Genomic DNA, 22,825 nt, shown 5'->3' with positions numbered 1-22,825 from the left:
TCCGTGCCCACACCTGTGAATCCCGAAAACCTGATTGATCTGCACAGCGGCTGGCAACTCGCCGAAGTGCCCGCCGGCGCCGAAGTGGCTGCCATCAGCGCCCTGCCCCCGTCCGAATGGATCGCCGCGGCCGTGCCCGGCAGCGCCCATGGCGCGCTGCTGGCGGCCGGGCGCATGCCCGACCCCTTCTTCGGCATGAACGAAGCGCAAGTGCAGTGGGTGGGTGAACGCAGCTGGGCCTGGCGTCTGGTGTTCGAAGCCACCCAACTCTCGACGCACGAGGATCTGGTCTTCGACGGGCTCGACACCTATTGCAGCGCCTGGCTCAACGGCACGCGGCTGCTGGACTCGGACAACATGTTCGTGCCCCTGCGGGTGGCCGTGCGCGCGCTGCTGCGCCCGGGACCCAACGAACTGCTGCTGCGCTTCGACCCGCCGCTGCAGCGCGCGCGCGAGCAGGAAGCCGCGTTCGGCCAGCGCGCGCTGTGGAACGGCGACAGCGCGCGCCTGTATGCGCGCAAGGCGCAGTACCACTTCGGCTGGGACTGGGGCCCCGTGCTGCTGACCAGCGGACCGTGGCGGCCGGTGCGGCGCCACGGCTGGGACCTGCGCATCGCCGATGTCGCATGCCACCCGCAGCTGGACCTGGCCACCGCCCGCGCCACGCTGCGGCTGCACACGCGGCTGGCCGGCGCCACCGACGGGCTGCACATCGAACACGAACTGCTGGGCCCGGATGGTCGCCGCGTGGCCGCGACATCCAACCCGGCCGGCGTGGCCGAGGCCGCGCTGGTGGTCGATAACGCCCAACTGTGGTGGCCACGCGGCCTGGGCGCACAGCCGTTGTACACGCTGTGCACCCGCGTCACCGACGGCGAGCGCACGCTGGCCGTTGACCGCTGCCGCATCGGCCTGCGCACGCTGCGCCTGGTGCAGGCGCCGGTGCAGGGCGAGGCGGGCTCCAGCTTCTGCTTCGAGGTCAACGGCGTCGAGTTCTTCGCCGGCGGCGCGAACTGGATTCCCGACGACAGCCTGCTGGAGCGCATCTCGCCCGCGCGCTACCGCGAACGCGTGGCGCAGGCCGCGGCGGCGAACATGAACATGCTGCGCGTCTGGGGCGGCGGCATCTACGAGGAAGACGCCTTCTACGACGCTTGCGACGAGCTGGGCCTGCTGGTCTGGCAGGACTTCATGTTCGCCTGCGGCATGTACCCGGCCCACCCGGCGTTCCAGGACAGCGTGCGCGCCGAGGCGCAAGCCGCCGTCACACGCCTGCGCCACCACGCCTGCCTGGCGCTGTGGTGCGGCAATAACGAGGACTACGCCGTGGCCGAGTCCATTGGCAATTACGGTCCCGCTGCGGCACCGGACGCCTTCGCCGCCCGCGCCCTCTACGAGCAGCTGCTGCCCGAGGTCTGCCGCGCGCTGGACCCCACCCGCCCCTACTGGCCCGGCAGCCCCTATTCGCCCAACCCGGACGGCATCAGCCTGTCGTCCGACCCCAGCGTCGGCGACCGCCACAGCTGGGAGGTGTGGCACCAGCAGATGCTGCCCTACCAGCGCTACGGCGAAGTGCAGGGGCGCTTCGTCAGCGAGTTCGGCATGCAGTCCCATGCTTCGCTGGCGCTGCTGGAGTCCGCACTGCCACCGGCCGAGCGCTTTCCGGAAAGCCGCACGGTCACCTGGCACAACAAGGCTGGCTCCGGCGTGCCCGACGGCCACCGCCGGCTGGCGGTGTACCTGGCCGACAACCTGCGTGTCGGCACCACGCTGGCCGAGCATGTCTACGCCACGCAGTTCGTGCAGGCCGAGGCCATGCGCTATGCCTACCAGGACTTCCGCCGGCGCTGGCAGCAGCCCGGCGCGCGCGCGGTGGGCGGCGCGCTGGTCTGGCAGCTCAACGACTGCTGGCCGGCCACCAGCTGGGCGCTGATCGACGCCGCCGGCACCGTCAAGCCGGCCTGGCATGCCATCCGCCGCGCGCTGGCGCCGCTGGCCGTGGCGCTGCGGCTGACGCCGCAGGGCGCGCAGGTGGCGGTGATGAATGCGACGCAGCAGCGCGAGCTGTGGCTGGTGCTGCGCCTGTTCAGCCTGGACGGCCGCTGCCTGCACGAGTCGCGGCTGGAGGTGCAGGCGCTGGCGAACGCCAGCACCGAACTGGAGCTGCCGCTGCCGCCGTTCAACGAAGCGGTGGTCGGCGAGCTCCGGGCGCTCGGTGGCGATGGCCTGGTCGAACCGGCGCGCGACTGCGCCTGGCCCGAGCCGTTCAAGTTTCACCCCCTCGCGGCCGCGGCCCCGGTTTTCCAGCGCGATGGTGCGTCATTGCGCATGAGCTGCGATGTCCCCGTCAAGGGCCTGTGGCTGGAAGCCCCCGGCACGACGTTCAGCGACAACTTCATCGACCTGATGCCCGGCGCGCCATGTTCGGTAGCGCTGCAGGGCGCAACACCGCGATCCCTGCGCTGGACGGCGCTGGATCAGCCGACACAGAACACCCCACTGAGCCCCCCACTGGGCAGCCGCAACCAGGACATCGGCCCACCGGCCGACGCACCGGTTGCCGGCGAAGAACGAGGACGTCGACCCGACCTCGCCGGAGCTGAGGCGGCACCTGCCGCGCGCGTTAGTCGTCCCTGACGGGGACCTGAGCTGAAAACCCTCGAAGTAAAGGTAGATGAGATGAGACAACTCAAGAAGACAGCGGTGTCGGTCGCGGCGGCGCATGTCGCCCTGCTGTGGAGCAGCTTGGCGCTGGCGCAGTCGGCGCCGGCACCGGCCACGGCGGCCTCCGCGCCGGCCGCCAGCAAGACCGAGGCGGCGGACAAGCCGCAGGCCATCATCGTGACCGGCCAGCGTGCGTCGATGATCTCGTCGCAGAAGCTCAAGCAGGACGCCGACGAAATCGTCGACTCCATCGTCGCCGAGGACATCGGCAAGCTGCCCGACCGCTCGGTCACCGAGGTGCTGCAGCGCGTGGTGGGCGTGACCATGGACCGTACCCAGGCCCGCAACGACCCGATCCGCTACTCGGTGGAAGGCTCGGGCGTGCTGATCCGCGGCCTGACCTACGTGAGCAGCCAGCTCAACGGCCGCGAGTCCTTCAGCGCCAACGGCGGCCGCATGCTCAGCTTCGAGGACGTGCCGCCCGAGCTGATGTCCGGCGTGGACGTCTACAAGAACCCTTCAGCCGAGCAGATCGAAGGCGCCATCGGCGGCCTGGTCAACCTGCGCACGGCGATGCCCTTCGACTACAACGGCTTCAAGGGCTCGGCCTCGGTCAAGGCCAGCACCGCCAAGCTGCGCGGCACGACGCGGCCCGAATACAGCGGCCTGCTCACCAACACCTGGGACACCGAGTTCGGCCGCTTCGGCGCGCTGGTCGACGTGGCCCATTCCGAGAGCAGCGTGCGCACCGACAGCGTGTTCGTCGATCCGTACTACCCGGTGACGGAAAAGCGCACGCGGGCGGACGGCAGCGCGTACTACGAAGCCGTCAACGGCCAGTGGTTCCCCAAGGCCATGGGCTGGCGCTCGCTGCAGTACGAGCGCACGCGTGATGGCGCCTACGGCGCGTTGCAGTGGCGCAAGGGCGACATGCAGTCCTCGCTGTCGCTGTTCCATTCCCAGTACAAGTTCTACTGGGACGAGTACACCATCCAGGCCAGCTACAACCCCTACGACATGGTGTTGTCGAACGCCAAGTTCGACGGCGACGGCGTGCTGACGTCGGGCTCGCTGTCCAACAGCTCGGCGTCCACCGGCATCCCGATGAACGCCAGCACGCGCTTCTTCGACCGCAACTCCAAGACCGACGAACTGGCCTGGAACTTCAGCTGGACCCCCGACGACCGCTGGACGCTCACTTCGGACCTGCAGCTGGTGAAGTCCAAGACCTCCGGCTTCGACTCCACCGTGGCCACCGGCGTGAACATGGCCAAGCAGACCTGGGACCTGAACGGCTCGATCCCGCGCCTGGTGTTCGACAACGCCGACATCGCCACGCTGAACGACCCCTCCAAGTACTACTGGGGCTTCACGATGGAGCACATGGACCGCGCCACCGGCGAGCAGAAGGCCTGGAAGGGCGACGCACGCTTCAAGTTCGACCATCCGGTGCTCAGCGACATCCGCTTCGGCGTACGCCTGACCGACCGCGATGCGACGACCCAGAACTCCAACCCGTCCTACCACTGGGCCGCCGTGTCGCAGACCTGGCAGGCCGGCAACGAAAGCTGGCAGCCGCTGGGCACGCTGGCCTACCTGTCGCGCTTTCCCGGAGCCACGCACCTGCACAGCCTGGACGGCTTCATGGGCGGCCGCAGCTCGGTGGTGCCGGTGATCATGCCCGACATGTCGGTGGCGGCGGGCTTCCCGGGCAGCTACCAGCAAGTGCACAGCTATGCCACGCAGCTGTGCGAAGAAAAGCATGGCGCGGGCGCCGACCTCTGCAAGCAGAACTGGACCGGCGTGCCCTGGACGCCGGCGACCTTCGACGCCAACGACCTGTCCAGCCTCAACAAGCAGAGCGAAAAGACCCAGGCGGTGTACTCGCAGCTGCGCTTCGGCTTCGACGACCTGAAGTACCCGGTGGACGGCAACCTGGGCCTGCGCATCGTGCGCACCGACAACCGGGCCACCGGCGCTGCGGTGCTGACGACCAACGCCGCGCCCCAGGGCGCCACCAGCACGATCGGCGAGGTGCCCAGCTTCAGCTCGTTCAGCACGCCGATCAGCACCTCGAACAGCTACACCAACGCGCTGCCGAGCCTGAACCTGCGCATGAAGGTAGGCCCGGACCTGCAATTCCGCTTCGCAGCGGCCAAGGCCATCTCGCGGCCGGACTTCACGCAGTTGCAGGGCTACACGACGATGAGCTCGTCGTTCAGCACCCACAAGGAGACGGTCAACGGCTCCGAGGTGACGGTGGTCGATGGCATGACGCTGAATGGCACGGCTTCGGGCAACCCGCTGCTCAAGCCCGTGCGCTCGAACCAGATGGACCTGAGCGCCGAGTGGTACTTCAGCAAGGCCGGCTCGCTGAGCGTGGCCGCCTTCAACAAGGACCTGAAGGACATCATCCTCAACCAGACCTTCAGCACCCGCATCGCCGCGGCCGACGGCAAGTTCTTCGACTTCAACATCACCGGTCCGGTCAACGGAGCCAAGGGCAAGGCGCGTGGTGTGGAACTCGCGTTCCAGCGCTACTTCGATAGGCTGCCGGGCTGGATGTCAGGCTTCGGCGTGCAGACCAACTACACCTACGTCGACAGCAAGCAGGACCGCTACAACACGGTGTATTCGAAGTACTGCACCAGCGGCGGCGGGGCTGACAACATCAACCTGAACATCAACGGCTGCGATACCGACGGACGCTCGTTCACCGGCCTGCCGATGGCCAACCTGTCCAAGCACACCTTCAACCTGGCGCTGCTCTACGACCAGGGCCCCTTGTCGGCACGCGTGGCCTACAGCTGGCGGTCGAAGTACTTGTACGGCGTGGCGCTGAACTCGGACAACACCGGCCCGAACCAGACCGATGCGCTCGACACCAACCCGGCCAGCCCGAACTACGGCAACCACAACCTGCCGTTGGGCCTGCCGCTGTGGGCTGACGACTACGGCCAGCTCGACATCGGCGTGCACTACAAGCTGCTGCAGGACAAGCTGTCGATCGGCTTCGAGGCGCAGAACGTCACCAACGCGGTCTACAAGCAGATGATGCAGCAGAACATCGGCATGAAGGGCCACGTCTGGCAGGCCTCGGGTCCGCGCTACGCGGTGTCGATGCGCTACACCTTCTGACGGGCGCAGGCATCAACGAAGCGGCCGCCGATCGAGAGGATCGGCGGCCGTTTTTTCTGATCGGGCGGCGGGCGTGTGCGCGCAGCGTGGCTACACCACGGCCAGCGCCTGCGCCAGATCGGCGCGCAGGTCTTCGACGTCCTCGATGCCGACCGACAGCCGCACCAGCGCATCGCCGATGCCCAGCTTGGCGCGTGTCTCGGGCGGGATCGTCGCGTGGGTCATGATCGCGGGGTGCTCGATCAGGCTCTCGACACCGCCCAGGCTTTCGGCCAGCGCGAAGATGCGCACGGCCTCGAGGAAGCGCTTCGCACCGGCCAGGTCGGTCTTCAGCTCGGCGGAGATCATGCCGCCATAGCCGCCACCGGTCGCGTGCATCTGCGCCTTGGCCAGCGCATGCTGCGGGTGCGAGGGCAGCCCGGGGTAGTGCACCCGCGCGACCTGCGGCTGGGCTTCCAGCCACTGCGCCAGGTCCAGCGCATTGCGGTTGTGGCGCTCGATGCGCAACGCCAGCGTCTTCAGCCCGCGCAGCGCGAGGAAGCTGTCGAACGGGCCGGCAATCGCACCGACCGCGTTCTGCAGGAAACCCAGACGCTCGCGCAGAGGCGCCAGCCGGTCGTCCGCGCCAACGATGGCCACGCCACCGATGACATCGGAATGCCCGTTCAGGTACTTGGTCGCCGAGTGCACGACGATGTCGAAGCCCAGCTCCAGCGGCCGCTGGTTGAAGGGGCTGGCAAAGGTGTTGTCGGCCACCGTGATCAGGCCGCGCGACCTGGCAATCTCGGCAATCGCGCGCAGGTCGGCCAGCTTCAGCAGCGGGTTGGTCGGCGACTCCACCCAGACCATCTTGGTCTGCGGCGTCAGCGCGGCCAGCAGCGTCTCGGGGTGGGCCAGGTCGACATAGCTGAAGCTCAGGCCCGCGCTGTGCCGGCGCACCTTGTCGAACAGTCGGAAGGTGCCGCCGTAGACATCGTCACCGCTGACCACATGGGCGCCGGCCGGCAGCAGTTCCAGCACCGTCGCTGTCGCGGCCATGCCGGAGGCAAACGCGAAGGCCACCGCACCGCCTTCCAGGTCGGCGACATTGCGCTCCCAGGCCCAGCGTGTGGGGTTGTGGCTGCGGCCGTAGTCCAGTCCCTTGTGCACGCCGGGGCTGGCTTGCACATAGGTCGATGTGGCGTAGATCGGCGGCATGATCGCGCCGGTGCTCGGGTCCGGCGACTGGCCGGCATGGATCGCCCGGGTGGCAAAGCGGTGGGTCTTGTCGTGGCTCATGTCAAGGTTCTTCTCAGGTGGTTCAGGAGGTCGAAACGGGTGATCAGGCCGTGGAAGCCTGCATCATCGGCAATGATCGCAACCAGACCGCGGTCCAGCACGTCTTCCAGCTCGTGCAAGGTCGCGGAGGGCCGCAGCGTCTGGGGCACCGCCGTCATCGCGCTGCTGACCGGGTCGCGGAACAGCGCCGCGGCGCCGTGCACTTTGAGCAATAGGTCGCTTTCGTCGATGACACCGACCAACCGGCCACCGTCGAGCACCGGCAGTTGCGACACATCAGCCTGGCGCATGCGCTGGAAGGCTGTGAGCAAGGTGTCGTCGGGCGCCGCACTGACCACGCTGCCATCTTCGGCGCGGCGCGAGATCACGTCGCGCAGGTCGCCGTAACGCTTGCGCGCCAGCAGGCCCTGGTCGACCATCCAACCGTCGTTGTAGACCTTGCTCAGGTAGCGCGTGCCGGTGTCGCAGACGAAGCTGACCACGCGCTGCGGCACCGTCTGTGCGCGGCAGTAGCGCAGCGCGGCGGCCAGCAAGGTGCCGGTGGACGAGCCGCCGAGCAGGCCTTCGGTCTTGAGCAGTTCGCGTGCCGCGGCAAAACTCTCGGTGTCGCTGATCGATTCGGCATGGGTCACGCCGGACAGGTCGGCGATGCCGGGGATGAAGTCTTCGCCGATGCCTTCCACCGCCCACGAGCCGGCTTCTCCAATCCGGCCACTGCGCGTGTATTCGGCCAGGATCGAGCCCACCGGATCGGCCAGCACGAAGCTCAGCCGCGGCTGCACGCGGCGGAAGAAACGTGTCAACCCGGTCAGCGTGCCGCCCGAGCCGACACCGACGACGATGGCATCCACGTCATGCGCCATCTGCGCCCAGATCTCGGGCCCGGTGCCGGTTTCGTGGGCCAGCGGGTTGGCGGGATTGTTGAACTGATCGGCAAAGAAGGCGCCGGGGATCTCACGCGTCAGGCGGGCGGCCATGTCCTGGTAGTAGGCCGGGTGGCCCTTGACTACATCGCTGCGCGTGGTGTGGATCTCGGCGCCCAGCGCCTTCAGGTGCAGCACCTTCTCGGCCGACATCTTGTCCGGCACCACCAGCACCACGCGGTAGCCCTTGGCGCGCGCCACCAGGGCCAGGCCGAGCCCCGTGTTGCCGGCAGTGGCCTCCACCACCGTGCCGCCGGTGGCCAGCCGGCCATCGCGCTCGGCAGCTTCGATCATCGCCACGCCGATGCGGTCCTTGATCGAGCCGCCGGGGTTCTGCGACTCGAGCTTCAGGGATAGCTCGCAACAACCGGTGTCCAGGCGGGTGATGCGCACCAGCGGTGTGTTGCCGATCAGGTCGAGGACTGCAGGTCGGGGGCTGGTCATCCCGCTACTGTGCGCCTGCCACCCTGCCCTTGTCACGCGGCGGGCTGTGGCGCGGCCTCAACAGGCCGCGACGCGCCTCACTGCACCGTGATGCGCTTGGCTGTCAGCGTGGCATCGAACAACAGCTGGGCCGGCCAGGCTGGCCAGGTGACACCGAGCGCCGCGTTGTTCGGGTCGCCGTTGCGGGCGAAGGCGCCCAGGCTCTTCATCATCGCGTCCGACAATTCCAGCCGACCAGGCTGGTTGGCCGTGCTGTTGGCCACGTTGGCGAACAGCGACGGGCCGAAAGTGCCGAAGACAAAGGGCAGGTCGAACGCATGGGCCGCGCCGTAGATGTCGTTCCACGGCGCCGGTTCCTGGGCCCAGTCAAAGCGGTAGTACCAGACACCGGGTTGCTGCGACTTCAGCGCACTCAGCACGTTGTCGCGGCTGGCGGTGAAGAAGATCAGGTTCAGCAGATCGGTCTTGGCATTGAAGCCGGTGACCGGCGTGCCCACCGGCAGGTAGACAGCCGGAATCCATTGCTCGACGGTGACCGTCGGCGCCGCATCGGGCTTGTAGCTGAACTGCGTGTTGAAGAGTGTGGCGTCGCTGACCAGCCGGCCGCTGACGCCACCGAGTGCCGGCGACAAGGCCAGGAAGCTCGGGAACAGCTTGGCTTCGTCGCGGGTGTTGCCGGCCAGCACCGGCACCTTGAGGTAGTTGCCAGCGTTGATGGCCGACACCGGATCGACCGGCAGCGCCGCGCCATCGGGGATCGGCCCCGAACCCGCCAGGCCCAGCGCCGCCAGCTTGGCCAGCAGCGTGCCCAGCAGCACCGCCGGGTCCTTGCCGCGCAGGTAGTCGGCCAGTTGGGCCGGGGTCTGCGTGGCGGCGTAAGCCGCGGCACTGGCGCTGTCGGTGGCCTTGCCATCGGCGATCAGCAGGTTGTTCAGCAGCGCCGCGCCCTGGGCCAGCGACACCGCGGCCGGGTTCAGCGTCGGCAGGCTGCCGGCCGGCAGGTTGCTGGCCAACGAGATGCCGCCGCTCAGCGGCACGGCGCGGTGCATCAGCTTGCTCGGCGCATTGACCATCAGCGGCGAGGTCAGCAGCGCATAGACGTCGATGGCGCCGGCCGACTGGCCGGTCACCGTGACGTTGCCGGGGTCACCGCCGAACGCGGCAATGCTGCGGTTGACGAACTGCAGCGCCTTGATGTTGTCCAGCATCGCGAAGTTGCCCGAGTCCTCCGAGGCATTGCTGCCGCCTTTCAAGGCAGCATGGTTGAAGAAGCCGAAGATGCCGAGCCGGTAGTTGACGGTGACGACCACCGCATTGGCCGTCTTCGCCAGCTTCGCGCCGTCGTACACCGGGTCGGCGGTGTAGCCCGAGACGTTGCTGCCGCCGTGGATGAAGACGATCACCGGCAGCCTGGTCTCGTCGCTCGCCGGCCGCCAGATGTTCAGGTACAGGCAGTCCTCGCTGCCCACGGCCTGGTTCAGCGTGCTGGCGATCGTCGCGTCATAGGTGTTGTTCGTGCCCGGGCCGTAGATGCGGCCGTACTGCACGCAGGCATTGGCGAACTTCTTGGTCGACCGCATCGTGGTCCAGGCGTCCGGATCGGCCGGCGCCTTCCAGCGCAGCGCGCCGACCGGCGGCTTGGCGAAGGGCACGCCTTTCCAGGCATAGGTGCCGGTGGCGGCCGAATCGTCGCTGCCTTCGACGGCGCCAAAGGCCGTTTCGCGCACGGTGGGCGGCACATCGTCGTCGCCCGAATCGAGGCAGGCCGTCATGGCCACGCAGCTGGCCAGTGCCAAGGCCAGCGTGAATCCTGGTTTGAAGTGCATGTGCGGTCTCCGGCGCGGGGGTGGTCGGCTATGCTAGGTTGGCAGTCTTGTGGCGGCAGTGTCTCGAAGCGGCCAATTCACTGACTTTGCAGCGCCACTCTCACTGCGCAATACGAGCCTCCCGCAATGAGGCCAGGAGACAAGGATGATCGAGCGAAGCAGTTCGTCCGATTGGGTGCGGGGCGTGGTCGACATGTTCCGCGCCGAAGGGCTGGATGTGCAACGGCTGTTCCGAGAAGCACAGCTGGATCTGCGCCTGCTCGACGACCCCAACGGCCGCTTCTCGATCGACGATGTCAGCCTGCTGTGGGAACTGGCCGTGCAGCATTCGGGCAGGGCCACGCTGGGACTGTCGCGCGAGCTGGCGATCACCTATGCCAACTTCGGCATCGTGCGCTACGCCATGATGTCCTGCCCCACGCTGCTGACGGCGCTGCGCCGCCTGGTGCGCTACATGGACGTGGTCAGCAACGCGGCGACCTTCTCGATCACCGAAGACGGGCCCGGCCACTGGATCGCGCTGGGCCACCTGGGCGGCGAGCGGCCCGTGCCGCGACAGCGCGCCGAGTTCGGCATGTTGGCGATGGTGGTGTCCTGCGGCTGGTTCATCGGCCGCGGGCTGGATGCGCTGGCGGTGGAATTCGTCTACCCCGAACCGGCCGACGCCGCGCCGCTGCACACCGCCTTCCGCTGCCCGGTGCGCTTCGGCCAGCCGCAGAACCGCGCCTTGATCAGCCATGCCGATCTGGCGGTGCCGCTGTCGGCCCGCGATGCGGCGATGGCCAGCCTGCACGAACGCATCGTCGATGCCGAACTCGAACGACTGGAAGGCGCGCGCATCACCTGCGCTCGGGTGCAGCAGCTGATTGCCGCGCGACTGGCTCAGGGGGATCAGGGCGAACCGCGGCGCGAACAGATCGCGGCCGCGCTGCACCTGAGCGACCGCACCTTGCAGCGCCGCCTGCACGGCGAAGGCAGCTCCTTCCAGCGCCTGCTCGACGACACGCGGCGGGAACTCGCGCAGCAGCATCTGCGCACGCCCGGCAATTCGCTGAAGCGCGTGGCCGACCTGCTGGGCTTCGAGGACGACAGCAATTTTTTCCGCGCCTGCAAGCGCTGGTTCGGGCAATCGCCGGCGCAGTACCGGCTGCGCTTCGGCGTTGACACGGCACCTAGCGCCTCATCGACGCGGCCGCAAGGCTGAGGGCGGATTCGGCCCCAGGCTCTCAGGCCGTGGGCCCAGCAGCAGTTCGTGGTGGCCGCGGCCGGCGGGGATCATCGGATAGCAGTTCTCTTCGGCGGCGACCTGCACGTCCAGGAAAAACGGGCCCTCGCTGGCCAGGCACTCGGCCAGCGCATCATCGAGTTCGGCGCGATGCGTGACACGCCGGGCCAACCATCCGAAGCCCCGCGCCACCGCGACGAAATCCGGCAGCGCCGCGTTGTAGCTGTGGCTGTAGCGTCCGTCGTGCACCAGCTGCTGCCACTGCCGCACCATGCCCATGTGGCCGTTGTTGCACAGCACCACCTTGACGGGGGTGCGGTGCTGCGCGGCGGTGGCGAGTTCCTGGATGTTCATCAGGATCGACGCATCGCCGCTGACGCAGACCACCGTGCGGTGCGGAAACGCAATCTGCGCGCCGATCGCCGCCGGCAGCCCGTAGCCCATGGTGCCGGCGCCGCCCGAGGTCAACCAGCGCTGCGGCCGCTCGAAGCGCAGGTGCTGCGCAGCCCACATCTGATGCTGGCCGACATCGGTGGAGACGATGGCGTCCAGGCCCTGCAGCTGCGCCTGCAGCCGCGCCATCAGCGCCTGCGGCGCGATGACCTCGGGCGTGTCGACGAAGGCCAGCGAGCGCTGCGCGCGCCAGCCCTCGATGCGCTGCCACCACGGCGCCAGGCGCTGCGCATCGAGCCCCATCGCGTCGACGTGCTCGACCAATTGCGCGAGCAGAAGTCCGCAGTCGCCGACCAGCGGGATGTCGGCGCGCACGACCTTGTTGATCGAACTCGGGTCGATGTCGATGTGCACGATCTTCGCTTCCGGGCAGAAGGCATCCAGCCGGCCGGTGACCCGGTCATCGAAACGCGCACCGATGCACACGACCAGGTCGGCGTGGTGCATCGCCAGGTTGGCTTCCAGCGTGCCGTGCATGCCCAGCATGCCCAGCCACTGCGCATGCGAGGCCGGGAAGGCGCCCAGGCCCATCAGCGTCAGCGTGCAAGGAACCGCCGTGCTGCAGGCCAACGCGGTAAAGGCCTCGCAGGCGGCAGCACCGGAGTTGACCAGCCCACCGCCGCCGTAGAGCACGGGCCGCTTCGCTGCGGCGATGGCCTGGGCGGCCAGTTGCAGCTGGCCGCGCGTCGACATCCGGGTGGGTGATGGGGCGGCGATGCCAGTCTCGCCCTGCCAGCGGCGAGAAGGCTGAAGCTGCACGTCCTTCGGCAAGTCCACCAGCACCGGGCCGGGCCGGCCGCCGGCGGCCACGGCAAAGGCCTTGCGCAGCGTCGGCTCCACCATCCCCGCATCACGGATCTGCACGTTCCACTTCGTCACCGAGCGCGAGATGCCCAGCGCATCGCATTCCTGGAAGGCATCGGTGCCGATGGCCGTCGTCGCCACCTGGCCGCTGATGCAGACCACCGGCACCGAATCGCACAAGGCATCCAGCAGCCCGGTGGTGGTGTTGCTCATGCCCGGACCCGAGGTCACGAAGACCACGCCGACGCGCCCCGTCGTTCGCGCATAACCCTGCGCGGCATGCACCGCCGCCTGCTCGTGCCGCACCAGCACATGGCGCAGCTGCGGCGCGCCGTGCAGCGCGTCGTACAGCGGCAGTACGGCACCGCCGGGATAACCGAAGACCGTGTCGACACCGATGTCCAGCAGCGTCGCAATCAGCACTTCGGCGCCGTTCGGCGTGGCGCAGGCGGCCACGGGCGCGGCGAGGTCTTCGCCACAGGGCAAGGGTCGATCGAGCACAGCGTTCATGCCGACACTATGCTGCGAATCGGGCAGAAAGTTCTTCTTCTTTCCGTCTCCTCGCCGTAGAGTTCAGAAGATTCGACTGCAAATCGCCATATTCACAAAATGACGCTGGACAAGTTCGACATCAGCATCCTGCAGGCGCTGCAGCGCGACGCACGCATCAGCATGCAAGCCCTCAGCGCCGAGGTCGGCCTGTCGGCCTCCCCCTGCTGGACGCGCATCAAGCGGCTCGAAGAAGCCGGCGTGATCCAGGGCTACACCGTTCGGGTCGACGCCGAGAAGGTGGGACTGCCCGACACGGTGATCGTGCAGGTCACGCTCGACAGCCATTCCGATGAATCGCTGCTGGACTTCGGCCGGGCGCTCGAAGCCATCCCTGAAGTGCTGGAGGCCTACCTGGTCTCAGGCGACTACGACTACTACATCCGCATCGCCGTCAGCAATACGCGCGACTATGAGCGCCTGCTGCGCGAGCGGCTGTACAAGATCCCCGGGATTCGCCACAGCAAGTCGAGTTTCGTGCTGCGGCAGTTGAAGCAGAGCCCGCTGCCGTTGCGGCGTTAGTAGGGAGGCCTTCGACCTGTTGATGGCAGGCGCGCATAAGCACCCAGGCTGCCGATGGGCGCCACGGCGGGCGTGCTGGCCGCAAACGGAAGCCCGACGAGCCAGCGACCTTCGATGCCCTGGCTCTGGCCGGCCTGCAGCCAAGGCAGCGGGCGCGCCTGCGGCAGTCGCTCGGCGAGCAGTCGATCAGGGCCACGGCAAGCGCCGACGAGCGCGTCGTCGTCGGCGCGTGCCGGCTCGGCATCGTCGGCCAGTGTCCAGATCGCCAGATCGCTCCCGCCGTCGAGTGCCGGCTGTTCGTGCAGCGCGCAAACCCAGCGCGACACGTTGCGCAAGGCTGGCCGCATCGTGCGGCTCATCGGCGTCGGCGCTTGCAGCAGCCGTTGATAGGCTGCGCTGTCGAGCACCTCGGCGTCGCGCAGCCCGTACAGCGTCAGGTAGAGAGGCGCGGCATCGGCGCTCGATCGGCGATAGCGGCGACCCCAAAGAATGCCGGGCACCGTGAGCCGCTCCGGCACGTGCTCCTGGGCGTGCCACTCGTTGTACTGCGCGTCGAGTGCGGGGTCGACGTCGTTCCACAGCGCCAGCAGCGCCGTTGCCGGCTCAGCCATCGCAGTCCTCGGGACGCAGCAGCACTTTGCTCGCCTGCTTGCCGTGGGCCAGCGCAAATCCATCCAGGGCCTGCGACAAGGGCAGGACATGGCTCACCATCGGCTTCAGGACATCCCCGATCTCGCCCATCATTGCAAGCGCCTGCGGCCAGTCCGACTCCGGGGGCCGAAACGAACCACGCAGCTGCTGTTGCTTGCGCACCAGCGCCGTCAGGTCCAGCGACAAGGGGCGCGCGTGGATGCCGGTGATGACGACGATGCCGTTGCGGCGCAGCAGCGGCAGTGCTTCGCTGATCGTTTCGGGCACGCCGGTGGCCTCGAACACCACGTCGAACGATTCACCGCCGGTGTACGGCGCCGTCGATTCGGCCAGCGACTTGTCAGCCACATCCACCAGCGCATCGAAACCCATGCGGCGCAATGCGTCGAGCCGCGCCGCGTCGTCACGGCCGCTGACCACCACCTGCGCCGCACCGGCGCGACGTGCCAGCACCGCGATGCCCTGGCCGATGGTGCCAGGCCCCATCACGAGCACACGCTGGCCGGCCACCTTGCCCGCCACTCGGAGGGCCTGCATCGAGATCGACAAGGGTTCGGTCAAGGCTGCGAGCTCGTCGCTGACGCCGTCCGGCACCGGCACGCAATTTCGCGTCGGCACACGCACCCACGGGGCGAACGCGCCGTCGCGCGTCATGCCGATGCCGGTGCGGCGCTCGCAGGCATCATGCCGCCCGGACGTGCAGGCCGGGCAGGTGCCACAGGTCACCGATGGCCGCACGACAACGCGCTGGCCGCGCAGCGGACCGGTCTGCGCCACGCCAACGAACTCGTGGCCGATCGTGACGGGCAGGCTCTGGGTGATGAAGGCATAGCTGGGTGTCCAGTCGTCGACGTGGAGGTCGCTGCCGCAGATCCCGGTGGCAGTGACGCGCACCAGCACGTCGTCGGGCGAATTCACTTCGGGCATCGGAACATCGGCCAGTTCGAGGCCGGCGGCCGCCTGAGTCTTGCGCAACGCTCTCATGTCAATTCCTGGGTCGATCAATCGATCGTGATGCCGACCTTCTTGATGATCGCGCCCCACTTCTTGCCTTCGCTGTCGATAAATGCCTTGAATTCGGCAGGCGTGCCGCCACCGACAATCAAGCCCTGTTTCGCGAGGAGCTCACGCACCGCAGGGTCCTTCATCACGGCATTCACGTCGGCGTTGATCCGGTTGACTGCATCTGGCGGCGTACCCGCTGCCGTGAACAGGCCGTTCCAGGCCAAGGCCTCGAACCCGGGGTAGCCGGACTCATCCACCGTCGGCAGATTCTTCATCGGCTCGGTACGCTGCGCGCTCGTTGCCGCGATCAGCTTGACGCGCTGCCCCTGGACCAGCGGCAGTAGCGCCGGCGCCACCGTGAACAGCGCCTGGGTTTCGCCGGCGGCCAGCGAGGTGCCGGCCGGCGGCGAGCCCGAATAGGGCACATGCACGGCCTCGATTCCGGCGACGCTCTTGAACAGCTCCATCGTCAGGTGAGAGGAACTGCCGTTGCCGACCGAGCCGTAGCTCAGCTTGCCCCCTTGTTTCCTTGCCCAGGCGACGAACTCGGGCAGCGTGTTGGCCGGATTGCTCGCCTGTACCGCCAGCACGTTCGGCTGCGACGTCGTCAACACGACCGGCAGCAGGTCTTTGGCAGGGTCGTAGGGCATCTTCTTGTACATGTACGGGCCGAAGGCCACCGGGCCGTTGAAGCCGATGCCCAGCGTGTGCCCGTCGGGCGAGGCCTTGGCCACCACGTCCATGCCCAGCATGCCGCCCGCGCCCGGCTTGTTGTCGACGACGACCGGCTGCTGCCAGCGGTCCTTGAGCTTGTCGCCCAGCGTGCGCGCGATGACGTCCAGGGAACTGCCCGCCGGGGCGGGCACGACGATGCGGACCGGCTTGGTGGGCCAGGCCTGTGCCATGGCCGCAGCACTCAGCCCGAAGGCGAATGCCAAGGTAATCGTTCTCTTCATGATGTCTCCAGCTTGACGAGGCTCCATTCTTGGTGAAGTTCATCCATACCGCAAAGACCGATGGTGTATACGATCCATATCCAACGCGCCACCCGAGGTGACGCATCGACCGCTCAGCAAGAAGGCAGGCAGGGAGGTCTTGGCGCTCTTGCGCAGGAAGGTCGACGCGCATCCGCTGCTGCCCTTGCTGGAATCGACCATGGCGCAGATCTTTGCGGAACTGACGGCGCGCACGGCGCGCGCAGCAATTGCGCAGTGAACACAATCAAGGCAGGACCGTCAAGGCAAGACCGCATGGCAGGAACGAGAAGGCCTCTAGCGTACGGACTGCAGGGCGCTTCGGGAATCGACAATGTCGTTCGGGGTGTTGCCATAGTGTCATCGCCATGAGATTCCGGGCCTCCGTCGGCCGAGCGGCCGGATCGGGGTGATGATCACTTTGTCGCCTATGACCCGCCCGGCATTGCGGCATACCATCGCCCGCCATGTCGACTGCCACCATCCGCACCGTGCTGCCGCTGTCCCTGGTCACCGCCACCAGCATGCTGGCAATGGACCTGTACCTGCCCGCCGTGCCCGTGCTGCAGACCCAGCTGAGCATCGGCGTCACGGCGGCACAGGCGACCGTGGCCATCTTCCTGGCCGGGCTGGCGCTGTCGCAGCTGCTGTGGGGCGAGGCACTGAACCGGCTGGGGCCGCGGCGCTGCCTGCAATGGGGCATCGGGGCGCTGGTGCTGGCCAGCGCCGCGTGCGCGCTGGCGCCGGGCATCACAACACTGCTGGTGATGCGCTTCGTGCAAGGCATTGCCGCCGGCGCGGCGACGGTGATCGCGCCCAGCGTCGTGCGCGCGACGCTGGGCGACGCCGGCGTGGTCAGGGGCATCGCCGCGATCTCGATGGTCGAAGCCATCGTGCCGGCGGCCGGGCCAGTGCTGGGCGCGCTGCTGCTGCAGCTGATCGACTGGCGCGGCCTGTTCTGGATCGTCGCCGGCATCGCGCTGGCCGTGCTGCCTTTCGTCGTGCGCGTCGCGCCGATGCGGCTGCCGGGGCTGGACCTGGCCGCACGCAGCGGCTGGCGTGACATCCTGCGCAACCGCCGCTTCGTGCGCATTGCGCTGTCGCATGCGCTGAGTGTCGGCGCGCTGCTGATGTTCGTGGCCAGCGCACCGCAGCTGTTGGCCAACGCCTTGCACCTGCCGCCCTCGGCCTTCGCGGCGCTGCAGGTGATCGGCGTCAGCGCCTTCATCGCCATGGCCAGCCAATCGGGGCGCATCGCCCGGAGCCTGGGCAACGGCGGTGCGGTGCACCTGGGCGCCTGGATCCAGGTCGGGCTGTGCAGCGCGTTGCTCATCGGTGCTGTGACAAGCGCTTTGCCGTTTGCGGCCGTCGCGGTGTTCTGGGCCGGCTTCTGCGGTGCACTGGCCGTGCGCGGGCCGCCGGCCTTCGGCGACGCGCTCACGCTGCCGTCGGCGCAGCTGGGCCGTGCCTCGGCGCTGCTGGTGCTGGCGCTGCTGTGCGTCGGCTCGCTCGGCACACAGGGGGTGGCGCCGTTCATGGCCGGCGACTCGATCGTGCCGCTGGCCGCGGCGATGCTGGCGATGCAACTCGCCAGCATCGGCCTGGTGCTGCCCTACCCACCGCGGCCCGTGGCCTAGCGCTCAACGCCAGCGGCCACTGCCTGCCCCTTTTGGGACTGGCCGGGCGCAGACGCCGCTGGCGCGCAGCACCTCAAATACGAATCATTTCGATTATAATTTGCCGCAAGCCCCTGCGCCGCGCCCCTGCCGTGCCGGGTGGGTGATCCTCGCAGCCAGCCTCCGCCAGCCAGTCCGCAAGCATTGCCGCGCCTCCGGCGTGGCTCACGGAGCCTGGCATGAAGAATCGTCTCGGCGCGCTGCTGTTCTGGCTGCTCTTCGCGGGTGCCGTCACGCTGGTCTGGGTCGCGATCCCGGTGCAGGCAGCGGCCCCGGGCGACGGCGCCCCTTCCCCAGGCTTGCCTGCCAGCAGCGCGGCAGCGACCGGCGAAACCACCTTGCCGGTGGTGCGTGTCAAGGCGGCCGCGGACAAGGAGACCGCCACCTCGCCGGTCACCGGCTATGCCGCACGCCGCAGCGCGACGGCCACCAAGACCGACACACCGCTGAACGAGGTGCCGCAGTCGATCACCGTGATCACGGCCGATCAGATCAAGGACCAGAACGCACAGACGATGCAGGACGTGCTGCGCTACACCGCCGGCGTGCGCGCCGAGATGTATGGCCTGGACAACCGCGGCGACTGGTTCTCGCTGCGCGGCGGCAGCGAAGGCTCCACGCTGCTCGACGGGCTGCGCCTGCCCTTGAGCGGCTGGTGGGGCGTGATGCGCAACGAGCCCTTCGCGTTCGAGCGCATCGAGGTGCTGCGCGGCCCGGCCTCGGTGGTCGCAGGACAGAACGGCCCGGGCGGCGTGGTCAACCTGGTGTCCAAGCGACCGCAGGCCGAGGCGCTGCACGACGTCGAGCTGCAGTTCGGCAGCCATGGCCACAAGCAGCTGGCGGCCGACCTGACCGGGCCGCTCAACCTGGACGGCAGCCTGCGCTACCGCCTCGTGGCACTCGGCAAGGACAGCAACACCCAGGTCGACCATGCCTACGACGAGCGCAGCTTCGTGGCGCCCTCGCTGACCTGGCAACCGGTGCCCGGCACCACGCTGACAGTGTTCGCCGAGTACCAGAAAGACCGCAGCGGCAACACCAACGCCTTTCTGGGTTATCAAGGCACGCTGCTGCCGGCGCCGCATGGGCCAATCTCGCCATCGCTGTTCATCGGCGAGCCGGATTGGGACTGGTACGGCGGTGAGCGCAAGCGCTTCGGCTGGCGCCTCGAACAGCAGCTGGGCGAGCACTGGACGCTGCGGCACAGCCTGCGCCGCGACCGCATCACCGGCGGCATGCGCTCGATGTACGCGGCCTGGTGGGATGGTTTCGTCGATGCCGGTGGCAACCCGGACCCGAACGGAACCCACATGAACCGGCTCTGGTACGGCACCGACAACCAGGCGCGCATCGGCAATGCCGACCTGTTGCTCGAAGGCCGGCTGACGCTGGGCAGCACCCGGCACACCGTGCTGATGGGTGTGGACACGATGACGAACCGCAACGCGCAGGGCTACTGGAACGACGGCGACGCGACGCCGCTGGACGTCTACCACCCGGTGTACGGCGGCTTCGCGGATCCGATGGCCGGCACGGCCCCGGACGTCCTGGACAGCAGCCATGTGCGCAACACCGGCCTGCTGCTGCAGGACCAGGTCAAGTTCGGCGACCGCTTCGTGCTGGTGGCCGGCCTGCGGCACGACCGCGCCAGGACCGGCGACGTGCGCGATTCGGCCACGTCGAAGAACCTGGGCGCCGTCTGGCTGGCCGACCCGGGCTGGTCGCCCTATGCCAGCTATTCGGAGTCCTTCGACCCCACCGCCGGCAGCGATGCCGACGGCCACCTGTTCAAGCCCAAGCGCGGCAAGCAGATCGAAGCCGGCCTCAAGTGGTCACCTGCCGACCGGCCGATCAACGCCAGCGCCGCCGTCTACCGCCTGAAGGAGCTGAACCGGCTGGCGCCCGATCCGGTGCGGGTCGGCTTCTCGGTGCAGCGCGGCGAGGTCAGCGTCAAGGGCCTGGAACTGGAGATGGCCGCTCACCTGCGCGCCTGGGACCTGGTCGGCCACTACAGCTACACCGATGCCGTCGTCAGCCGCACCACGGCCGACGATGTGCGCTACCTCGGGGCCCAGCTGGCGGGCATTCCGAAGCACCAGGCGGCCCTCTGGGCACTGCACCGCTTCGGCGCCTACGGCCTGCCGGGGCTGAAGGCTGGCCTCGGTGTGCGCCATGTCGCCAGGACAGGCGACGGCACCGACAGCGTGTTCGTGCCCTCGTACACGCTGGTCGACGCGCTGCTGGCCTATGAGCACCAGGCTTGGCGCGTGGCGCTCAACGTCACGAACCTGGCCAACAAGACCTACCTCGCAAGCTGCCTGGAGCGCGGCGACTGCTGGTTCGGCAGCCAGCGCCGCGCGGTGGTATCGGTGGCCTACCGCTGGTAGCCAGGGCTGTCATGAGGCCCTCAGTGGATGTCGTGTGCATCCGGCCCGCGCTTGCGGCCGTCGACCATCGCGCGGACCAGGTTCTCGCGGTGCCGCCAGCTGGTGAAGACCACACCGAGCACGTGCAGCGCGGCCAGTCCCAGCAGCGTCCAGGCCAAGGCCTGGTGCAGCTGGTCGACGAGTTCATCGCCCCAGAACCAATCGGTGGTGTAGAGCCAGCCGGTGACGGCCAGCCCGATCACGCAGCCCATCAGCGCGACGATCATCCAGCCGCCCAGCGGGTTGTGGCCGAGGTAGCGCGGCTCGCGATGCCGCAGCAGCAGGCCCAGGTAGGCCAGCGTCATGCGCGGCGAGCGCAGGAACTGCGTGAAGCGTGCGTAGCGCGAGCCGGTGCAGCCCCACACCACGCGCAGCAGCACGGCTGCCAGCGCCAGGTAGCCCACCGGTTGATGCGTGAAGCCCAGCCAGAACGTGCTGAGCCAGCCGCCGGCCACCGCCAGCACCAGCACCCAGTGCAGCACGCGCACCAGGCGGTCCCACACCCGCAGGGACGGGGCCGGGCCGCTCACTTCGGCGCGGTCACCACGTCGAAGGTCTTGGGGTGGAAGAAGGTTTCGACCTTGCCGTTCTTCTCGTCGCGGCCGTAGACCTCGTAGCAGCCGTTGGTGATCTTCACGCGGCTGATTTTCCAGCCCTGGTTGGTGAGCTTGCGCTCCAGTTCGGCCTGCGGCCGCCATTCCTCTTTCGGAATCGGCTCGCACTTTTCAGCGTGCTGCGCGTAGGCGCTGCTGGCGGCGCCGAAGGCCAGCGCGGCCGCGCAGATCGTCATCAGCTTCTTCATGGTGGGGTCCTTTCGCAGGGTCAGGGTCAGATTGAGAACGACAGCGCACGGGCCTCACACATCGACCCACATGCGCAGCAGGTTGTGGTACGTGCCGGTCAGCCCGACCACGCCGGCATCGGTCTCGCCCACCGAGCTGCGCAGGCGCATCAGGTGGGTGTCCATGTCGTACAGCAGCCGGCGCTGCTCGTCGCTGCGCACCATGCTCTCGAGCCAGAAAAAGCTGGCCAGGCGCTGGCCGCGGATCACCGGCTGCACGCGGTGCACGCTGGTGCCGGGGTACAGCACCATGTCGCCGGCCGGCAGCTTGACCGATTGCGCGCCGAAGGTGTCTTCCACCATCAGCTCGCCGCCATCGTAGTCGTCGGGCTCGTTCAGGAACAGGGTGCAGCTGACATCGGTGCGCACCCGTTCGCCGTTGCCGCCGGGAATGAAGCGCACGGCATTGTCGACATGGTTGCCGAACGCGTTGGCCGTGCCGCCATAGCGGTTGAACAGCGGCGGGAACACCCGCTTGGGCAACGCCGCAGAGAAGAACAGCGCATGCCGGTTCAGCCCGCCGAGCACGATCTGCTGCAGCGCCCGGGTCTCGGCACCGTCCTGCGGCAGCTGCTCGTTGTTCTTCATCTGCGCCGACTGCACACCGGCCGTGGCACGGCCGTCGCCCCAGGCCGCACGATCGAGGATCGTGCGGGCCTGGCGCAACTCGTCGGCCGTGAGAACGTTCTTGACGTGCAGCAGCATGGCGCGGACAGGATCAGAACCGGGTGGTCATTGTCAGCTGCACCGTGCGCGGCGCGCCCTGGATGTAGTGACCGGTGTACAGCGAATCGGCATACATCTTGTTGGTCACGTTCTGCACGTTCAGCCTGAAGCCCAGCTGCTGCGTCGGCGTGTATTCGAACAGCAGGTCGCCGGTGACCCAGCTCGGCGCGACGATGCCCGCCGGGTTGCGGTTCGGCGTCTGCGAGCTGCGCGCGTTGATGCCGGCGCCGACGCGGAACTGCTCGCCGAACTGGTAGGTCGTCCAGACCGTGCCGCTGTGGCGCGGCGTCAGCGAAGGCCGATCGCCCTGGCGTTCACCACTGATCGAGGTGGTCGTGCCATCGGCGAGCGGCACGCTGCCGACGTCGATCTTGGCCACCGGGATCCAGGCATACGAGCCAAACACTTCCCACTGCGGCGTAATGCGCCCGGCAATGTCGATGTCGACACCGGCGGTATGGCGCTTGCCGGACAGCAGGTACTGCTCCAGCGGCTGGTTGGTGGGTGAATCGCGGTTGCGCTCGTTGTACTTGGTGGCGTGGTAGACCGCGAAGCGCGTGCTCAGGCGGCCGCCCAGCAGGTCGAGCTTGGCGCCGACCTCGATGTTGCGGCTGGCTTCGGGACCGGTGTTCGACCCGGGTGCGTCGTACTGGTAGGCGTCGCCCGAGGTGTTGAACGAGGTGCCGTAGGACGCGTGGTA

At 68.2% G+C, this 22,825-nt stretch carries 18 protein-coding genes; 7 read left to right on the top strand and 11 right to left on the bottom strand.

Annotated features, from left to right (window positions below):
• Positions 1-3 precede the first annotated feature (3 nt).
• Positions 4-2,637, top strand: a complete 2,634-nt coding sequence (locus VLK61_RS02980; protein ID WP_325418140.1) for a glycoside hydrolase family 2 protein — start codon at positions 4-6, stop codon at positions 2,635-2,637.
• Between the two features lie 42 nt (positions 2,638-2,679).
• Complete coding sequence (locus VLK61_RS02975) at positions 2,680-5,802, top strand: TonB-dependent receptor (RefSeq protein WP_325418138.1); 3,123 nt, start codon at positions 2,680-2,682, stop codon at positions 5,800-5,802.
• Positions 5,803-5,892: 90 nt separating this feature from the next.
• Here the strand turns inward: VLK61_RS02975 and VLK61_RS02970 are convergent, their stop codons facing one another.
• From VLK61_RS02970 to VLK61_RS02960, 3 genes are all read right to left on the bottom strand, one after another.
• The gene (locus tag VLK61_RS02970; protein ID WP_325418136.1) at positions 5,893-7,080 is read right to left on the bottom strand and encodes a trans-sulfuration enzyme family protein; all 1,188 of its coding nucleotides are present in this window, start codon (positions 7,078-7,080) and stop codon (positions 5,893-5,895) included.
• Entirely contained in the window at positions 7,077-8,447 is a 1,371-nt protein-coding gene (locus tag VLK61_RS02965) for a pyridoxal-phosphate dependent enzyme (protein ID WP_325418134.1), read from the bottom strand. Before VLK61_RS02965 ends, VLK61_RS02970 begins: the two co-directional genes overlap by 4 nt.
• Before the next feature lie 77 nt (positions 8,448-8,524).
• A complete protein-coding gene (locus tag VLK61_RS02960) occupies positions 8,525-10,273 on the bottom strand; it encodes a carboxylesterase/lipase family protein (RefSeq protein ID WP_325418132.1) in 1,749 nt (582 codons plus the stop codon).
• 145 nt (positions 10,274-10,418) lie between these two features.
• Between VLK61_RS02960 and VLK61_RS02955 the strand changes: the two genes are divergently transcribed.
• Entirely contained in the window at positions 10,419-11,477 is a 1,059-nt protein-coding gene (locus VLK61_RS02955) for an AraC family transcriptional regulator (RefSeq protein ID WP_325418130.1), read from the top strand.
• On the opposite strand, the gene ilvB is transcribed toward VLK61_RS02955, so the two are convergent.
• Positions 11,454-13,265: a biosynthetic-type acetolactate synthase large subunit gene (gene ilvB / locus VLK61_RS02950; RefSeq protein WP_325418128.1), complete on the bottom strand. Its 1,812-nt coding sequence runs from the start codon at positions 13,263-13,265 to the stop codon at positions 11,454-11,456. The genes VLK61_RS02955 and ilvB overlap by 24 nt on opposite strands.
• 99 nt (positions 13,266-13,364) lie before the next feature.
• Between ilvB and VLK61_RS02945 the strand changes: the two genes are divergently transcribed.
• Positions 13,365-13,826 carry an Lrp/AsnC family transcriptional regulator gene (locus tag VLK61_RS02945; protein ID WP_325418127.1) on the top strand — a complete coding sequence of 154 codons (462 nt, stop codon included), beginning with the start codon at positions 13,365-13,367 and terminating at the stop codon, positions 13,824-13,826.
• Here the strand turns inward: VLK61_RS02945 and VLK61_RS02940 are convergent.
• The 3 genes from VLK61_RS02940 to VLK61_RS02930 are packed head-to-tail and all read right to left on the bottom strand — an operon-like array spanning position 13,823 to position 16,438.
• The gene (locus VLK61_RS02940) at positions 13,823-14,437 is read right to left on the bottom strand and encodes a hypothetical protein (protein WP_325418125.1); all 615 of its coding nucleotides are present in this window, start codon (positions 14,435-14,437) and stop codon (positions 13,823-13,825) included. The two genes, VLK61_RS02945 and VLK61_RS02940, sit on opposite strands and share 4 nt — an antisense overlap.
• Complete coding sequence (locus VLK61_RS02935) at positions 14,430-15,461, bottom strand: zinc-dependent alcohol dehydrogenase (RefSeq protein ID WP_325418123.1); 1,032 nt, start codon at positions 15,459-15,461, stop codon at positions 14,430-14,432. The genes VLK61_RS02940 and VLK61_RS02935 overlap by 8 nt, the downstream gene beginning before the upstream one ends.
• A 17-nt stretch (positions 15,462-15,478) precedes the next feature.
• Positions 15,479-16,438, bottom strand: a complete 960-nt coding sequence (locus VLK61_RS02930) for a Bug family tripartite tricarboxylate transporter substrate binding protein (protein WP_325418121.1) — start codon at positions 16,436-16,438, stop codon at positions 15,479-15,481.
• Between the two features lie 97 nt (positions 16,439-16,535).
• Here VLK61_RS02930 and VLK61_RS02925 point away from each other — a divergent pair, with 97 nt between their 5' ends.
• The 3 genes from VLK61_RS02925 to VLK61_RS02915 all read left to right on the top strand — a co-directional run bounded on the left by VLK61_RS02925 (position 16,536) and on the right by VLK61_RS02915 (position 20,519).
• Complete coding sequence (locus VLK61_RS02925; protein ID WP_325418119.1) at positions 16,536-16,697, top strand: hypothetical protein; 162 nt, start codon at positions 16,536-16,538, stop codon at positions 16,695-16,697.
• A 226-nt stretch (positions 16,698-16,923) separates the two neighbouring features.
• Positions 16,924-18,093 carry an MFS transporter gene (locus VLK61_RS02920; protein ID WP_325418117.1) on the top strand — a complete coding sequence of 390 codons (1,170 nt, stop codon included), beginning with the start codon at positions 16,924-16,926 and terminating at the stop codon, positions 18,091-18,093.
• 218 nt (positions 18,094-18,311) lie between these two features.
• Positions 18,312-20,519, top strand: a complete 2,208-nt coding sequence (locus VLK61_RS02915; RefSeq protein WP_325418115.1) for a TonB-dependent siderophore receptor — start codon at positions 18,312-18,314, stop codon at positions 20,517-20,519.
• A 20-nt stretch (positions 20,520-20,539) separates the two neighbouring features.
• Here VLK61_RS02915 and VLK61_RS02910 read toward each other — a convergent pair whose 3' ends face one another.
• The 4 genes from VLK61_RS02910 to VLK61_RS02895 form a co-directional block, all read right to left on the bottom strand.
• Positions 20,540-21,088: a cytochrome b/b6 domain-containing protein gene (locus tag VLK61_RS02910; protein ID WP_325418113.1), complete on the bottom strand. Its 549-nt coding sequence runs from the start codon at positions 21,086-21,088 to the stop codon at positions 20,540-20,542.
• A complete protein-coding gene (locus tag VLK61_RS02905) occupies positions 21,085-21,360 on the bottom strand; it encodes a PepSY domain-containing protein (RefSeq protein ID WP_325418111.1) in 276 nt (91 codons plus the stop codon). The genes VLK61_RS02910 and VLK61_RS02905 overlap by 4 nt, the downstream gene beginning before the upstream one ends.
• A gap of 54 nt (positions 21,361-21,414) precedes the next feature.
• Positions 21,415-22,104, bottom strand: coding sequence for a Fe2+-dependent dioxygenase (locus VLK61_RS02900; protein ID WP_325418109.1), 690 nt, complete (start codon positions 22,102-22,104; stop codon positions 21,415-21,417).
• Between the two features lie 13 nt (positions 22,105-22,117).
• Positions 22,118-22,825, bottom strand: a 708-nt coding sequence (locus tag VLK61_RS02895; RefSeq protein ID WP_325418107.1) for a TonB-dependent receptor, incomplete at its 5' end; no start/stop codon positions are given.

The sequence above is a fragment of the Aquabacterium sp. genome, from assembly GCF_035476535.1.
Taxonomy (GTDB): Bacteria; Pseudomonadota; Gammaproteobacteria; order Burkholderiales; family Burkholderiaceae_C; genus Pseudaquabacterium.
This window is presented reverse-complemented; position numbering and strand designations above follow the sequence as displayed.

Bases quoted from the DNA above. Each gene is read 5' to 3' on its own strand.
- VLK61_RS02955 (WP_325418130.1), top strand. From the start codon at position 10,419: ATGATCGAGCGAAGCAGTTCGTCCGATTGGGTGCGGGGCGTGGTCGAC.
- VLK61_RS02900 (WP_325418109.1), bottom strand. From the start codon at position 22,104: ATGCTGCTGCACGTCAAGAACGTTCTCACGGCCGACGAGTTGCGCCAG.
- VLK61_RS02940 (WP_325418125.1), bottom strand. From the start codon at position 14,437: ATGGCTGAGCCGGCAACGGCGCTGCTGGCGCTGTGGAACGACGTCGAC.
- VLK61_RS02935 (WP_325418123.1), bottom strand. From the start codon at position 15,461: ATGAGAGCGTTGCGCAAGACTCAGGCGGCCGCCGGCCTCGAACTGGCC.
- ilvB (WP_325418128.1), bottom strand. From the start codon at position 13,265: ATGAACGCTGTGCTCGATCGACCCTTGCCCTGTGGCGAAGACCTCGCC.
- VLK61_RS02965 (WP_325418134.1), bottom strand. From the start codon at position 8,447: ATGACCAGCCCCCGACCTGCAGTCCTCGACCTGATCGGCAACACACCG.
- VLK61_RS02930 (WP_325418121.1), bottom strand. From the start codon at position 16,438: ATGAAGAGAACGATTACCTTGGCATTCGCCTTCGGGCTGAGTGCTGCG.
- VLK61_RS02945 (WP_325418127.1), top strand. From the start codon at position 13,365: ATGACGCTGGACAAGTTCGACATCAGCATCCTGCAGGCGCTGCAGCGC.
- VLK61_RS02905 (WP_325418111.1), bottom strand. From the start codon at position 21,360: ATGAAGAAGCTGATGACGATCTGCGCGGCCGCGCTGGCCTTCGGCGCC.
- VLK61_RS02960 (WP_325418132.1), bottom strand. From the start codon at position 10,273: ATGCACTTCAAACCAGGATTCACGCTGGCCTTGGCACTGGCCAGCTGC.
- VLK61_RS02970 (WP_325418136.1), bottom strand. From the start codon at position 7,080: ATGAGCCACGACAAGACCCACCGCTTTGCCACCCGGGCGATCCATGCC.
- VLK61_RS02915 (WP_325418115.1), top strand. From the start codon at position 18,312: ATGAAGAATCGTCTCGGCGCGCTGCTGTTCTGGCTGCTCTTCGCGGGT.
- VLK61_RS02975 (WP_325418138.1), top strand. From the start codon at position 2,680: ATGAGACAACTCAAGAAGACAGCGGTGTCGGTCGCGGCGGCGCATGTC.
- VLK61_RS02920 (WP_325418117.1), top strand. From the start codon at position 16,924: ATGTCGACTGCCACCATCCGCACCGTGCTGCCGCTGTCCCTGGTCACC.